General features: G+C 41.9%; 13 protein-coding genes. 6 read left to right on the top strand and 7 right to left on the bottom strand.

Annotation, left to right across the window (positions count from 1 at the left end; all coding sequences use genetic code 11):
* Positions 1 to 166: 166 nt before the first annotated feature.
* On the top strand, positions 167 to 1,213 hold the full coding sequence (locus CH367_RS03340; RefSeq protein ID WP_125226087.1) for a hypothetical protein: 1,047 nt from the start codon (positions 167 to 169) through the stop codon (positions 1,211 to 1,213).
* A 675-nt stretch (positions 1,214 to 1,888) separates the two neighbouring features.
* On the opposite strand, the gene CH367_RS03335 is transcribed toward CH367_RS03340, so the two are convergent.
* The 3 genes from CH367_RS03335 to CH367_RS03325 are packed head-to-tail and all read right to left on the bottom strand — an operon-like array spanning position 1,889 to position 5,525.
* Entirely contained in the window at positions 1,889 to 3,082 is a 1,194-nt protein-coding gene (locus CH367_RS03335; RefSeq protein ID WP_100761048.1) for a helix-turn-helix domain-containing protein, read from the bottom strand.
* A gap of 46 nt (positions 3,083 to 3,128) precedes the next feature.
* The gene (locus CH367_RS03330) at positions 3,129 to 4,331 is read right to left on the bottom strand and encodes an AraC family transcriptional regulator (RefSeq protein ID WP_100761047.1); all 1,203 of its coding nucleotides are present in this window, start codon (positions 4,329 to 4,331) and stop codon (positions 3,129 to 3,131) included.
* Positions 4,332 to 4,358: 27 nt separating this feature from the next.
* Positions 4,359 to 5,525: an AraC family transcriptional regulator gene (locus CH367_RS03325; RefSeq protein WP_165783201.1), complete on the bottom strand. Its 1,167-nt coding sequence runs from the start codon at positions 5,523 to 5,525 to the stop codon at positions 4,359 to 4,361.
* An 844-nt stretch (positions 5,526 to 6,369) separates the two neighbouring features.
* Between CH367_RS03325 and CH367_RS03315 the strand changes: the two genes are divergently transcribed.
* Positions 6,370 to 7,566 carry an AraC family transcriptional regulator gene (locus CH367_RS03315; RefSeq protein ID WP_100761044.1) on the top strand — a complete coding sequence of 399 codons (1,197 nt, stop codon included), beginning with the start codon at positions 6,370 to 6,372 and terminating at the stop codon, positions 7,564 to 7,566.
* Here the strand turns inward: CH367_RS03315 and CH367_RS03310 are convergent.
* Positions 7,557 to 8,183, bottom strand: a complete 627-nt coding sequence (locus CH367_RS03310; RefSeq protein ID WP_100761043.1) for an MORN repeat-containing protein — start codon at positions 8,181 to 8,183, stop codon at positions 7,557 to 7,559. The genes CH367_RS03315 and CH367_RS03310 overlap by 10 nt on opposite strands.
* Positions 8,184 to 8,253: 70 nt before the next feature.
* Positions 8,254 to 9,462, bottom strand: coding sequence for a metallophosphoesterase (locus CH367_RS03305; protein ID WP_100761042.1), 1,209 nt, complete (start codon positions 9,460 to 9,462; stop codon positions 8,254 to 8,256).
* Between the two features lie 157 nt (positions 9,463 to 9,619).
* Here CH367_RS03305 and CH367_RS03300 point away from each other — a divergent pair, with 157 nt between their 5' ends.
* The 3 genes from CH367_RS03300 to CH367_RS03290 all read left to right on the top strand — a co-directional run bounded on the left by CH367_RS03300 (position 9,620) and on the right by CH367_RS03290 (position 12,809).
* Complete coding sequence (locus CH367_RS03300) at positions 9,620 to 11,383, top strand: GAF domain-containing SpoIIE family protein phosphatase (RefSeq protein WP_100761041.1); 1,764 nt, start codon at positions 9,620 to 9,622, stop codon at positions 11,381 to 11,383.
* Positions 11,384 to 11,676: 293 nt separating this feature from the next.
* Positions 11,677 to 11,961, top strand: a complete 285-nt coding sequence (locus CH367_RS03295; RefSeq protein WP_000991776.1) for an LIC10816 family protein — start codon at positions 11,677 to 11,679, stop codon at positions 11,959 to 11,961.
* Positions 11,962 to 12,158: 197 nt separating this feature from the next.
* Positions 12,159 to 12,809: a DsbA family protein gene (locus CH367_RS03290; protein WP_100761040.1), complete on the top strand. Its 651-nt coding sequence runs from the start codon at positions 12,159 to 12,161 to the stop codon at positions 12,807 to 12,809.
* 39 nt (positions 12,810 to 12,848) lie between these two features.
* On the opposite strand, the gene CH367_RS03285 is transcribed toward CH367_RS03290, so the two are convergent.
* Together CH367_RS03285 and CH367_RS03280 are read right to left on the bottom strand one after the other, a co-directional pair.
* Positions 12,849 to 13,235 carry a phage holin family protein gene (locus CH367_RS03285; protein ID WP_100761039.1) on the bottom strand — a complete coding sequence of 129 codons (387 nt, stop codon included), beginning with the start codon at positions 13,233 to 13,235 and terminating at the stop codon, positions 12,849 to 12,851.
* 12 nt (positions 13,236 to 13,247) lie between these two features.
* Positions 13,248 to 13,436 carry a hypothetical protein gene (locus CH367_RS03280; RefSeq protein WP_100761038.1) on the bottom strand — a complete coding sequence of 63 codons (189 nt, stop codon included), beginning with the start codon at positions 13,434 to 13,436 and terminating at the stop codon, positions 13,248 to 13,250.
* Positions 13,437 to 13,572: 136 nt separating this feature from the next.
* Between CH367_RS03280 and CH367_RS03275 the strand changes: the two genes are divergently transcribed.
* Positions 13,573 to 14,178: a tetratricopeptide repeat protein gene (locus CH367_RS03275; RefSeq protein ID WP_100761037.1), complete on the top strand. Its 606-nt coding sequence runs from the start codon at positions 13,573 to 13,575 to the stop codon at positions 14,176 to 14,178.
* Positions 14,179 to 14,377 lie beyond the last annotated feature (199 nt).

Below are 14,377 nucleotides of genomic sequence, written 5' to 3'. Positions count from 1 at the left end.
GATTCCATTTCTATATTTCAATGCAGACCGCAATCTCTTTATTGGAACGGTTAGCCCGATCCAAACGCAATGGAGGAACCGCTCGGACAATTACAACCACCATTTCCTTTCACTATTATCCAAATCCTTGACAACCACCCACTCCCGCCCTAAACCTTATCCCATCGTGAAAAAGCTCCTCCCCGCCCTCCTCCTAACTCTTGCATTCTTATTCATCCTTCGTGAAGGCTCAACCTATCTCTACAAATCCAAGGAAGAAGTTCGCGTTTACAACACGGGACTTTACTTTCTCACGAAGACGGATCTATCTTCAAAACATCAATCGGATTCTTTTTTATTACCGTATCTTTTGTATCAACTGCGCGCGGACTTAACACCAGCCGAATTTGCAAAACTCTGCAATACAATCTTAATTGTGGGAATCCTTCTTCTCGTTTTTTATTTTGCTTTTGAGTTCAATTTATGGGCCGGTATGTTCATCGGACTTTTTGTTTTACTTTCACCTTTGGTTCTCATTCAAAAAACGTGGATCGGATTTCCGGATCATCTAACATTTTTCTTTTCTGCTACAACGCTAATACTTTTGGATCGGATTTCCGAAAAGCAAAACTGGCGCTACTACATTGCATTAGGCATTGTAGTACTTTTAGCCGCATGGAATCATTTTTATCAATTCAGCATTATCGTTGGACTACTAACTCTGATCAAAACAAGCACAAACAAAAAGATTGAATGGAAACTGATCAGTTTTATTTTTGGAGCCTTACTTTTAGCCCGAGTTTTATCGTTGCTACTTTTTTACATGAAAGGCATTCAGTTTGAAGATTCCCGCTTGTCGACCGTTCGAGACGAATCTTTTTCCAAGTGGATTGCAATCAATACCAGCATTCCGCTATTCGCGTTGTATTCTTTTTTCAATGGAAATCTAATATTCTTAGTGGAGCGACTTGTCAGAAAGAAATTTCTGATCTTAATTCCCTTGGGATTATCTCTGATCATTACGTTTTTCACTTACGACACGACGAGAGTATTTGTTCATCTTTTTTATCCGGCTTGGATTTTTCTTTGGCTTCAAAGTTTTCGCTCAGAGCCGGAGGTATTCGATCGTCGAAAGAAGATCTACTTTACGTTACTCGCTCTTTCTGCGTTGATTCTTTTATTGGTTCCGCGATTTTTCGTAGAAGCTGGTGGAATCAATTATTTATTGCCATGATTTTTATGGGAGTGATGCACCAATTCAATCATTGCTCTTCGAGTTTTCTTTTGAGACAACTCCATACTCCGCTCTTTAAAGGATTTCAAAAAGAGATCATCGGTTAGATTGAAAGCTCGGCTTTACGAACATTGCTTCATGCTTCCAATTCTTTACTTTTGCGACGAATTGTTTAACTGGTGATCGCGGGAACTCCTAGATTCTCCCCTCGTAGACATAAATCTTTCGAATATGAGTTCCGACCCGAGATCACAAATCACTCCGATATCATTTCAATATTCTTCCCAAAGCTTTCAATTCGTAAAGAACGAGCCGATTGCCGATGAGGTTCCGACTTCTTTGGACGCAATCGACCACTATACGATCCCCCTTCTTTGCCGATGGGCTTGAGTCTCGACGCGACAACGTGAAAAATTGCGGGAACTCCCCAATCCGCAAGTGCATCAACTTATCAAATCACCGCGTACGATCCAAAGCCATTCATCCTCGATCACACTCAATCTGGAAATCAAAGCTCTCCATTAGGAGAATCAGTTTTTTCTAAAAGACTCCAACACATAGACGTCTCACTCGTTTGGAGTAAGCACATGAATCTTGTGAGACACGATCGTCACGGGAGCTTACGGAGATTCTTCCTTTATCGGCGCCGCTTACGTATTCAACCGTTAACTTTCGTCAACTCGAACTCTCGCTGAGTGCATAATGAATTTTTAATGTTCTTTTTTGGAGTTTTCGTTTTAATTCGCGAGGAGAAATCCCTTCGAACTTCATGACAGCCCTATGAAAGGAGGCGGTGGAATTAAAACCGCAGGTCAACGCTATTTCCAAAAGATTCAAATTCCCGTGGTCGCGTAACATTTTTTTTACTTCTTCGACTCGGTGATAGTTGATGAATTCGGAAAAGTTCAACTTTTTAAATTGATTCAAATAGTAAGAAGCCTGATGAACGGAAAGACCGAGATAAGCCGCAAAATCGGGCAGACGAATGTCTTCGTCCCTAAATCCTCGATCGACGACGAACTTATCGAACCTTTCATCGATTTTTTCCAGATCGATTCCTATCAACAGATTCTTTTTTGGAGAAGCGGTCTTATCGGTGACGGTTTCGTTCCTCTCGATTTTGATCTCGGAAACGGAAAACGATTCGGATCCATTCCGGTCCGATCCGACTTGAAATGCGAAAATTCCCGGACGATTGTACTCCAAAAGAATACAAAAAAGAACCATGTGACTCGGAATCCAACTGATCATACGAAGCCAATCCGAGGAACGATCCATCACGCCAAGCAGGTGAAATGCAATCGAGGCGCACATCATAAGATTCATAAACGATAAACTCAGGTAAACTTTAGCAAGTTTCAAACGGAGAATGGCGTAAACGGACCAAGCTCCGAGAAAAATCTCGATTCCCAGGAGAAGAAAGTCCGCGAAATAAACGAAGGAAAGAGTGTCCGGAAAAAGAAAAGAAAGAATCATCAACGCCGGGATCATAAGAATCGCCGCATTGCAATACGGTTCCGGATTTTTTACGACCTTCAACAGATACATATTGTAGAAAATGTTGGAGAGACAAGGACTGATCATCAATCCGTAATATACTCCGAAGAAGAAACGGTGATAAGAATTCGAAGCGACTATCTCCGGAGAAATCAACAAGGATACGGACGCATTGTTTAAAATCAAACACGCGCAAACGGCGAAAGCGACCCAACCGCGCGTCAGATTCAAATACGTGTTTCTGTATTTGTAAAACTCGGAAGCTCCTCCGAGAAAACTCATCAGAATCGCACATGCGTGAACGCATATCAAATACGTGGAAGCCCCTTCGTGTATTAAAACGAAATCTTTTAAAAAGTCAATCACCGTCATATTTCAGCCTTTCTGCCCTATTCTAAAATTTCAAATCGCCGATCCGTCAACCGGGTTCTTCGTTGAGTTCATAAGATATTCCTAATGTCTTTTCGAGGATTTCCTTCTTCAATTCTCTTGGCGGAAGTCCGGAAAACTTAACGGAAGCGCGATGAAAGGACGAGGGAGAATTGAATCCGCACGCGAGCGCGATATCGAGAAGATTCAAATTCGTCTGATCCTGAATCATTCGTTTTGCCTCTTCCATACGATGAAAATTGAGAAACTCGGGAAAATTCGATTTCATACAATGATTCAGAAAATAAGAAGCCTGATGCACCGTTAAACCGAGATACGCCGCAAAGTCGGGCAATCTCAATTCTTCGTCGAGAAATACCTTTTCCTTTAAAAATCGATCGGTTCGATTTTCGATAACGCGTATATTGACCCCGTCCAATAAGTTTTTTCTCGGAAGCGTTTTCGTTTCGTTCGAAGATTCTTCCGAAGCGGTTTTATCGAACGATGGAACCGATGTAGGTTCTCCGTTGTGTTGTTTCGAGTCCTTCCAACTAAAACCGGGAAAATAAAACTGTAAAAAGCTTACGTATACGACGCAATAAATGAACGCCAAATAAGCCATAACCAACATGTCCGGAGATGAAACTTCGATTCCGTAAATTCGGAAAGAATAAGCGACGACTAAAATTCCGCAGAGGAACGTGTAATTCAGATAAATTTTCGGAGCCTTCTTTACATAAACTGAATATACTGCAAGATAACATTCCGCTAAAAGAGCAAGAATGATCAAAACGTTGGTCAAATACACGGGGAAGATCAAATTCTCCGAGAAATAAGCGAGCGCGAAGAAAAATGGAAACACGCCCGCAAGAATCGCAGAATACTTTTCGGGCTTTTCCACAACGTCTACAATATACAAAAAGTAGAATGTACCGGAGACAATGCTGTAAAAGGAAACTCCGAAATAGAGTCCGAAAAATATTTTATGGCTTAAAGTCGGATGAAGAAGCGCGGGAGAAAGAATCAGATAAGTCGCCGCGTTGTATAGAATCATCATGAGGACTATGCTGAAAAAATTCGCCGCGCGAGCGAGATTCATTCGAACTTTTTTAAATCTCAATAAATCGGAAACCCCGCCGATTAAACCCCAGAGCATTGCGACTACCTGCGCACAAACCGAAATCGGATAGACCTTCTCGTCCAAGAATACGAAATCCTTGATCGTATAGATCGTTGATACAAAACCTTCCATGAACAAAACCTTTGTGTTAAAATAAAATTACTGAGAAACCGCTTCCAATTCGACCACTTTACGAACTTCCTTCTTCAACTCTCTCGGAGGAAGACCGGTAAATTTAATCGAAGCGCGATGAAAGGACGAGGGAGAATTAAAGCCGCAAGCAAGAGCGATCTCCAAAAGATTCAACTCGGAATTCTCTTGGATCATTTGTTTCGCCGTTTCAAAACGATGATAGTTGATGAATTCAGGGAAATTCAATTTTTTGAATTGATTGAGATAAAACGAAGTCTGGTGAACCGAAAGTCCAAGATAAGCGGCGAAGTCCGGCAATCGAATATCCTCGTCCGTAAACTCTCTTTCCTTTACGAATTTTTCGATTCTATTCTCGATGATCTGAAGATTCACACCTTCCATCAGATTTCTTCTCGGAAGTTTTTCATCCGACGAAGCGAGATTCGAGTCTCCTTGTAAAAGATTCGTTTCGAATGTTCCGAAATTCTTAATTCCGTCCTTCCAAGTAAAACCGGGATTATTGTATTCTAATATAAAAAAGTAGATAACGATATGAGCGGGAATTAAACTCACGATCAAAAGCAAATCCGCGGAACGAATCGAAACCCCGTAGATATGCATCGCGAACGTAACACACATCCAAAGATTCTGAAACGGAAAGTTCAGAAAAATTTTGCGTTTAGTAAAACGAAAGATACAATAGGTCGACCAAACGCAGGTCGTAGCCTGAACGCCCAAAGCAATCGCATCTCCGAAAGTCGAAAACGAAATCATATTCGGAAAAACGAATGGGAGAATCGCCATTACCGGAAAAACGATCGTGGAACGATTGCAATAAGAATCCGGACTTTTAAGAAAATCCAGAAGATACATCGTATAAAACATTCCCCAAAGACAAGGGCAAATTAAGAAACCGTAATACAATCCGAAAAAGAGACGATGATAAAAAGTCGGATTATCGAAAGCCGGCGAAACCAAAAAGGAAATCGCCACGTTATTTAAAATCAAACAACCGGAAACGGTCAAAGAAACAAGACCGCGCGTCATGTTCATTCGCACTTTTTTCGATTTATAAATTTCCGAAATTCCGGCGACAAAACTCAGCGCGATCGCGCTCGCATGAATGCATATCAGATACGTTGAGGCTTTATCGTTAAATAAAACGAACTCTTTTAAAAGGTCCGACACGGTCATAAACAATTCCATCCGCACAAACTAAGATTCTAAACATTTTCTATTTCGATTTTATTTTCAACTTACGAATTCGATTTGCGCCGGACTTTCTCGATCGAACGGTTTCGAATCGAGAAATATTTTGTTTATCTTTTATTATCTTTTTATAAAACCTAAAGGCCATGTTTTTAAAGACCGGCCCCGCGAAAATAATTTTCTTCCTAAAAACCGATCGAATCCGTGGATTCAATGGGGAATGAAAAGAAATCGATGAACTTCTTTTCAAAATCGAAAACTCATTTCACTAAAAAAAGAATACCAGAATATATGATGAACATCCTCTCAGGATATAACCTGCGAGAATATGAAAGAAATTCTTTACGTTCCTTTTGGAAGAACATACGGAATGTATAAAATGGGACCCGCCATTTTGTCCGATTTCGATTGAGAGACTTTTGCGTGAAAACAAATTTCATGTTTAGAATGATTACAGTTCCGACAATTCAAGACTTTCCTAATACGAATCCATTTCGTTTAACAAAATTTGACATATAAAATTCACGTTTATCAGTTTTAATTTTTTTGAACGTTCAATATCAAATAACCTCTTGGATTCTATTTATTCAACTTATATCATGAAAAGACTTTTGACCCGGTTCACAGTAAGTTTTATCAAGAACTTATTCCTTTGTCGTTCCAATCTAAAAAACGCCAATGCAAACGTTAGGAATCGCTTGGAATTTAGTTTTGTCATCTGAAAATATGAGATGTTTATTTTTAGTTCGACCACAAACCAAGAAATAGCTTTTTAATCGTCCAAAAACCATAGGAATTGAAAGGCAAGCAGAGAACAGGAGTGAGTGTGATGGATTTTTTTTCGGAATGGAATTTCTTATTCTACTTAGTTTTTTTAAAGGACGCCTTCAATCGATACTTGGAATATTTTTATTCGGCGAGTGTAGTGATCAGTTTTTTAACGGGGGTTTCGGGTCTTTATAAAGCCAAAAAAGATCGTTTGAATCTCGTTCGTGGAATTTTCTTATTGAGTGTTTGTATCTTTCTTTTAGGACACGGTAAGGCTTTTACACTCGTTACCGAGTTTGCAAAGAGCGAACTTACCTTTGAAAATCGACTTTTTTATTCTTATTATTACGGCTTTGCCTCGGTCGCAACGTTCTCCTCCACTTTCTACGTTATGCACCTTTTCGGAGTTTTGAAAAACCCTCTGCGTTATAGCGTTTATAGCTTTGCATCCTTTCCTACGATTTTGGCGTTTTCACTTCTTTTCGAAGAATTGATTTCCATGGTTTATTTCGGAAAGGTTATTCTTTTCACCCTGCAAACGTTGGCGGGCGTCTGGACCTGTTCTCAGATTCTGAAGAACAAAATGAAAAAGATCTATTTCAATTATCCGTTTCAAAACTTCGCTTTGTGCGCGGGAATTCTTTTGCATTCCTTTGGAATGTGGCTCGAATCTCCTTTTATCATCATGACCTCGATTTCCATTCCCGGATTTTTCATCGTTTATTTCTTTGTTCTGGAATACAATCACCCGGATTTTTGGAAGGTCGGCTTTTCAAGCGAACTTATGGAACTCAAACCGGAGGATTTAAAATCACAGATCCTTCAGACCAATCCTAAAAATCTTGTCGAACGTTTGGATATTTCGAGAATCGAAGATCGAATTCAAAAATTCGTAGAGGACCGGGAATTTTTAGACGAAGAGATTCGTTTATCGGATTTTTCGGCTTACATCGGCCTTTCTCTGCATCAAGCCTCTTATTATCTGAATAACTATAGAGATCTTAGCTTCACCGATTTTTTAAGCTTTCATAGATTGGAAGAAGCGAAGAGGATGATTCAACAAAGACCGGAGATCAATCTTTTGGAAGTGGCGCTTGCAAGCGGATTCAATTCTCCGTCTTCCTTTAGAAGGGCTTGTATAAAATTTTCGGGTAAACCTCCGAAGGAATTTAGAAACTACGTTCTTCTAAAGATGCCTCAGTCTATCGTTTTGGATTTACAAAATCAATTGGGACAAACCGCCGACGTTTATCCGTGACAGTTCATCTTGTTGCGGATGATGGAACATTCCTTTCTTTTTTTGCCGACGGTTAGATGGCCTTCCGCGCTTTCACCGTCGTCGAAAAATCTTCCGCTGAAAACGGCGCCGTTCGCAAAACGGTAAGTTCCCGTTCCCACCTTCTTATCGTTCTGAAAATATCCGGAGTATTTATCTCCGTCCTTGTATTGGATGTTTCCGTATCCATGTCGCTTATCATTTTTGAAACTTCCGGAATAAACTTCTCCCGTATCGTAAACATAAATGCCGGGGCCGTTTTTACAATTTCCGTTCTTACACCCTTGAGAAGATCCTAAGTAGGAAGCGAGAGGTCTGGTTTCTTTTTTCGGGGGTTTGTAGGAATCGTCGTCCGAGTTTGATTCTTCGGGTTCCACGTATTTCTTGGGTTGGCCCAACGCGTCTTCTTGAAAGAATTTTCTTTCCTTCAATTCGGGCTCCAGGTCCAGATCGTTTTTCTTTTGTGAGGACGAGGTTTTAGAATTTTCTTTCTTAGGAGTTCCTTTGTTTTTCTTTCCGCAACCTGCGGATACAAAAGAAGAGATTAAAACGATTCCTAACGCGATGATGATTTTTTGATTGGATCCGAAAAGGACCATGGCCGCCCTCCAATTCTAAGTCCTTTCTTAGAATATCGGAAAACGGCAGGGCTTTCCCAAGAGACCGGTTTTAAGAATTTTTCTTCAATCGGATCACGCTGATCTCGGAAGGCGCTCCGAGTCGGATCGGCGGTCCCCAATATCCGGTTCCCCTACTCACATAAATCCAAGTGTCCTTGTGTTTATGAAGCCCCGCTACGAACTTCTGTGCGAGATAGATCAAAAGATTTCCCGGAAAATACTGACCTCCGTGTGTGTGACCGGACAACTGAAGATCGAAGCCGGCGTCCGCCCCTTCGAACACGCTATTGGGTTGGTGCGCGAGAAGAATTTTGTAATCCGATTTTTCTCCGCCTTTCATCGCTTGATACGGATCGGTTTTGTGTTCCGCGATGATCGTTCCCGCTTTGAGATCGGTAACACCTGCGAGCGTCAAGTTGGCGGCTCCGTGTTCGAGTATTTCATGTTCGTTTAACAAAACTCGGATTCCGTGTTTTTGAACTTCTCGAATCCAAGACAAAGCCCCCGAATAGTATTCGTGATTTCCGGTTACGAAGAACGTTCCGTGTTTGGATTTCAGATCCGCAAGCGGTGTGATATGATGACCGAGTTTACTTACCGGACCGTCGACCAAATCTCCGGTGATCGCGATTAGATCCGGTTCGAGTTCGTTGATCGTCTTTACGACGGATTCCAAAAAACTCTTTTTGATCGTGGGTCCGATATGTATATCCGAAACTTGAACGATCTTAAACCCGTCCAGGGAAGAATGTAGATTCTTCTCAACGACATCCACGTGAATCACTTTCAACTTCTTATGCGCTTGATAGAATCCGATTCCCGTAAGTCCTCCCGCAAGTCCGAGCACGGAAAAACTTAAGAGTTGGTTTAGAAATTCTTTCCTTTGAATGAGCTCCGATCCGCTTCCGTTATCGGACGAAGACGGACTCGGAAAGAGTTGGGTGATTCCGTGTAAGGAGACTGTGGTTATGTCCTTCAATAAAACGAGACTGAATAGGATCGTAAAAAAACCTAACCCGGTAAAGGCGAGATAAGAAAACGCGGTTTGAATTCCTTCCTGTTTGGAGGTAAGGCTGATGTAATAACTTACGGGAATACTCAGGGTGAACAAAAGAATCAGAATCCAAGCGAACCAAGAAAGCCAACCCTGAGCGCCGAGGCCGGGTATAAGACGAATGCCGGTATAGGTGTAACCCAATCCGATGATTAGGGTGAATACGGAAAGAAATACGAGGAAACGAGAAATCTGATTTTCCATTACTTAAATAGACCGAAAAAAATCTCCGAAGTTTCTTTTCGCATTAAATTCCCGGCGATATAAGCGATTCTTTTCGATTCTTTCGTATTTTCAGTTCCTCGAATATTCCCAAACCCTTGACGAACGTTCTATTTCCTGTAGTATTGACAGAAATATTATGGCTCAAGCTGATTTAGAATTTCAAAAACTGAAAAGTATTCTCAACACGAGTACGATCTTAAATGCGAATTTGGATCTCTATCAGCTTTTGCCTTTGATCATGCTTTATTCCAAAGATCTTTTGGAAGCCGAAGCGAGTTCCCTTTTTCTTTTGGACGAAACGGGGGACTTCTTATACTGCGAAGTGGCGCTCGGTGAAAAGGGCGAAATCATTCAGAAATACGGCCGACTCGACGTGGGCCAAGGAATCGCGGGTTGGGTCGCCAAGGAAAAAAGACCCATCATCTTGGAAGACGCTTATTCCGATCCGAGATTCAATCAATCCTGGGATCAAAAGACGGGTTATAGAACTCGTTCCTTGGTTTGTGTTCCTTTGTTCGTGGAAGACAAGATCATCGGTACTCTTGAGATTCTCAACAAAACGAAACAACGAGCCTTCGATTCCTCCGATCTCAATTATCTGACTTCTCTTTCCGAAGTTGCGGCGATTGCGATTCACAACGCGAAGATTCACGATAATCTTAAGAAAAGAATTCTCGAACTTTCCTTATTGTACGAATTCGAAAAGTTGATCGTTTCCGAAAAGAGCATTCACGAATTGGGCAACTGGGTTTTGGAAAGAATTTTGGAATTTCTCGAGGCCAAAACGGGAACCATCTATCTCGCGGATCATACGAATCAAACCCTGAGAATTCTCGCGGCAAAAGGAATTCCGAAAGAAGCGGTTCATACGATCGTTGTTCCATTCGGAGAAGGGATCGCGGGTTGGGTAGCCAAAGAAAGAAGGAATCTTCTCATCCAAAACTTGGAAGAAGACAAACGTTATAATCAAAACGCTAAGTATAAGTTCGAAGCGAATTCCCTCATCTCTTCCCCATTGATTTACAGGGACGAACTTCTCGGCGTGATCAGCGTGAACAGTAAGAACTCCGGCTTTGCGTTTCATCAAAACGATTTGGAAATGTTGGGCGCGATCGCGAATCGTCTTTCGGTTACGATCAAAAACGCGGATCTTTTCCACAGAGTTGTGGATTCGGATCGTGAACTACAAAGAGCGCGCGAGGTGATGTCGAAGGTGATCCCGACCACCATTCCTTACATCAAAGGTCTCGACGTGGGCGCGGAGCATATTCCGTATTCGAACGTCGGCGGGGATTTTTATAGCATCTTCAAACTGGATACGGAACGAACCGGCTTTTTAATCGCGGACGTTTCCGGTCACGGTCTTTCGGCTTCGGTGATCGCCGCGGTGATGAACACGATCATTTCCACTTACGATAAGGAAATTCTTTCCAGCCCTTCCAAGTTTTTCACGGGGCTCAATCACGCTCTCAACAATAAGATGGCCGGAAATTTCGTGACGGCTTTCTATTGTGTGATCGATACGGAAAAGAATACGATTCTTTATTCGAACGCGGGACACAACCATCCTCTTCTTTTACAAAATTCCACGGACAATATGATTCCTCTCGAGACGAAAGGAAAACTGATCGGAGTCATTCCGGATCTTTTCTTTGAAGAGAATTCCATGAACTTCAAAACCGGAGATCGTTTGGTTCTTTATACGGACGGGATTTCGGAACATTCTTCCGAAGACAGATCCAAACGATACAGCGAAGAATTGATTTCCCTTTCCATCCGCAAATCCATTTCGAAAACGACCAAGGACGCGTCCGCACAGGTCATTTCGGATTGTGTGGAATACTGCAATCGCCCCAAATTCGACGACGACGTCACCCTTCTCGTAATCGATCGCAAATAATCGGCGAACATCGAAGTCCGGAAAACGCCTTTAGAAAGACCGCAAAACTTTTATAATTTAGGTATTTAGAATATTCTATAATTCTTAATTAGAATAGAATTTCGCCGAGTCCGTATCGAACTTTGTTCGTTTCCAGATCGATCCAACCCTATCATTTTCGGACGATACTATTTAATCCGAAGTCGCTAACGTTAATTTGAACAATCATTATATAATATATCGAATAAAATAAAAATCGTGAGGATTTTGAAAACATCCCCGAGTCTAACTAGATGAAATAAGGAGGGTTCACCATGAATGCAATCACGATCTTTGCGCTTGCGTTGTTGGCAGTTCCTGTTTTTGCCCGTTTTGCTCGTGTGACAAAAGAAGCGATGGGAAGATATCACCTGATCGGCTTGGGTGGTTTGTTTTTGATCTTGGGTGAAGCAACCCGGATGACAGCAGATAAAATCTCGCCGATTGCGACACTTCTTCCGGTCATTGACATCGTCACTGTGGTCTTAGCTTACGCGGGGGTTCTCTTCGGGACACTGTGGTTATCAGTGTATTACATAAAACACCCGAATGAAATTTGAAAATTCTTAAACAAGAATGAAGAAAAAGGCGGGTCCATCCCGCCTTTTTTGTGTACGGGGACCGTTGGAGGTGAAGAATTGGTTTCGGAAAATCGAAGCCCTTCCAGAATCGAGGGGAAAGTGCGGGAACTCCTCGAAAATTTCGCGTTTTCAGGACCGATTCTTTTGAAAGTCGAAGAAATGTAGGAACTCCCACGATGAACGAGAAACAACCGATCCAACATTCCATCCTATACGCGGTGGATCCGCTCTGCCCTTGGTGTTACGGATTCGGACCGGTCTTCGAAAAAATCCGAGAAACCTACCAGGACAAGATTCGATTCTCTCTCGTATTAGGCGGTCTTCGCTTTGAGGACAGCTCCGAATTCTTAACCCCCGAACTTGCAAGAATCTTAAAACACGAATGGAAGGACGCGGAATCGATCACAAAACAACCGTTTAACACCGACTTTCTCAACCGAAAAGAATTCAAATACGATTCCTTTCCCGCTTGTAAGGCGGTGATCAGCGTGCAAAAAATCGATCCTACCATCGTATTCGATTATTTGAATGCACTTTCCAAGGCTTTTTATCTTGAGAATTCCGATCCTACGTCCGTGGAGACCTTTGCCGATCTTTCGGAAAAATTCGGAATTTCTTCGTCGAAGTTCAAGACTGTGTTCGAGGACAAGGATACGGATCTGGAAACGCGGAACGATTTTTATTTCAGTTTTTCTTTGGGAGTCGGTGCGTTTCCGAGTTTGGTGTTCTCGGACGGAATGGAGAATGGAATCCTAACCAGAGGTTATTGTACTTACGAGGAAGTGGATTCCATTCTTAAGGATTATTTCAGAGCCGCCAGAATCTAAATTAGAATTCTTAAATATTCCATTTTACTTAAAGTTCTCTTACGTATTCGCCTTTTCTTTTTTTCTTTCCTTGGCTTCGGTCTTGCCGACGTAGTTCGCGAGAACCAAAAGGATTCCCCCCAAAAACGCATACCAAAAACCGGGAACTGACAAAACTCCCGGAAACCAATCTCCGATGATTAGAATCACCCAAGCGTTGATGATCAGACCGATCAAACCCAAACTTAGATAATAAAAGACGATTCCGATTCCTAATGTCATTATGATCAAAATCAAACGCATCACCGCATTGATGATTACGAACGCGACGACCACGATGATCGAATTGATCCAGTCGCCTACTACGTGAAAATCGGGATGAATTAAGGGAAAGATAAACTCAACGACAAGGGACATCAATATTAAAGAAAATAAAAAATGGGTCATAGCGCTCCGGCGTTAAACGTATACGTCGATATTATTTCCGATCGAAGGCGGAGGAGAACCCGGAGAAACCACCTCTGTATCCGGACTTTTGGTTTGGTTGTCCTGAGTGGCTACGATTTCCCTCGGAGAGGAACCGGTCGATACCGGAGCAATCGAATCTGAAAACAGAATTTGTCTGGATCCTACCGCCATGTAAGACATTGCCTTCCTCCTTTATGGATCGGAACGATTCTTTCGGTTATTTTATCGGGACGCGTCGAATGTTAAAGGTAAAAATAATAAGACTTTGGAAAAAACTTTCCAAAATCGGCGAATCAGATTTCATTGAAAGAGATCCATGACACTGCAACAAGCACTTGAATTCGTAAAAAAGGGAGATCTTCCCGGAGCCAAAACGGCTCTTACCCAGTATCTTCAAAACAACCCAGAAGATCCGATCGGAAATTATCATCTCGGAATGTGCCATTCTCACTTGAACGAATTGGAATCCGCGGAAGAACAATTGTTAAAGGCGATTTCTCTCAACGAAAGTTTTGTGGCCGCGAGAGTCGGTCTTGGCGTTTTATACGCGAAGAAAATGGACAAACCCAAGGCCGAGATTCAATTCACAAAGGTTCTCGAAATCGACGAGAACAATATAAACGCAAAAAAGAACTTGGCCTCCCTTTATACGGGAACCGGAAATTATAAAAAGGCGATCGATCTTTATTTGTCCGTTCCGATCGAAGAAAGAAAGGATATCGTATCCTTATATGCGATTTCGTTTTGTTATCTCAAATCTGAAAAACTTTCCGAAGCGCGGGAATTCTTTCGCGAATTGGAGAAACTTCCCGTTCCGGAACCGATGAAAAAGGACGTCGCCGAACTCAAAAACTTGATCGAGGATAAAAACATCGAATCCGAAGGAATTTGGACCCTGATCCAAAAACCGGAACAGAATTGATAAACGCATTAAAAAATTCTTGTATTTTTTCGGATTCGTTCCGAGTCTGATAGTATATGTTTCGCAATGTAACTCTACTACCTCTTTCATTAGAGCTAATTCTCCTCCTTAGTTAGGGGGAGCCGGTAGAGTTGTAATAAAACACACGAGCCTGCTCCTCCTGGAGTGGGCTTTTTTGTTTTCGGGGAATTCTCCCCTA

This window comes from Leptospira barantonii, assembly GCF_002811925.1.
GTDB lineage: Bacteria > Spirochaetota > Leptospiria > Leptospirales > Leptospiraceae > Leptospira > Leptospira barantonii.
The sequence above is the reverse complement of the archived record's forward strand: the minus strand, read 5'-3'. Positions and strand labels throughout refer to the sequence as shown.

Coding starts and splice junctions, on each gene's coding strand:
- CH367_RS03280 (WP_100761038.1), bottom strand. CDS start 13,436: ATGTCTTACATGGCGGTAGGATCCAGACAAATTCTGTTTTCAGATTCG.
- CH367_RS03310 (WP_100761043.1), bottom strand. CDS start 8,183: ATGGTCCTTTTCGGATCCAATCAAAAAATCATCATCGCGTTAGGAATC.
- CH367_RS03295 (WP_000991776.1), top strand. CDS start 11,677: ATGAATGCAATCACGATCTTTGCGCTTGCGTTGTTGGCAGTTCCTGTT.
- CH367_RS03315 (WP_100761044.1), top strand. CDS start 6,370: ATGGATTTTTTTTCGGAATGGAATTTCTTATTCTACTTAGTTTTTTTA.
- CH367_RS03325 (WP_165783201.1), bottom strand. CDS start 5,525: ATGACCGTGTCGGACCTTTTAAAAGAGTTCGTTTTATTTAACGATAAA.
- CH367_RS03285 (WP_100761039.1), bottom strand. CDS start 13,235: ATGACCCATTTTTTATTTTCTTTAATATTGATGTCCCTTGTCGTTGAG.
- CH367_RS03335 (WP_100761048.1), bottom strand. CDS start 3,082: ATGACGGTGATTGACTTTTTAAAAGATTTCGTTTTAATACACGAAGGG.
- CH367_RS03290 (WP_100761040.1), top strand. CDS start 12,159: ATGAACGAGAAACAACCGATCCAACATTCCATCCTATACGCGGTGGAT.
- CH367_RS03275 (WP_100761037.1), top strand. CDS start 13,573: ATGACACTGCAACAAGCACTTGAATTCGTAAAAAAGGGAGATCTTCCC.
- CH367_RS03305 (WP_100761042.1), bottom strand. CDS start 9,462: ATGGAAAATCAGATTTCTCGTTTCCTCGTATTTCTTTCCGTATTCACC.
- CH367_RS03330 (WP_100761047.1), bottom strand. CDS start 4,331: ATGGAAGGTTTTGTATCAACGATCTATACGATCAAGGATTTCGTATTC.
- CH367_RS03300 (WP_100761041.1), top strand. CDS start 9,620: ATGGCTCAAGCTGATTTAGAATTTCAAAAACTGAAAAGTATTCTCAAC.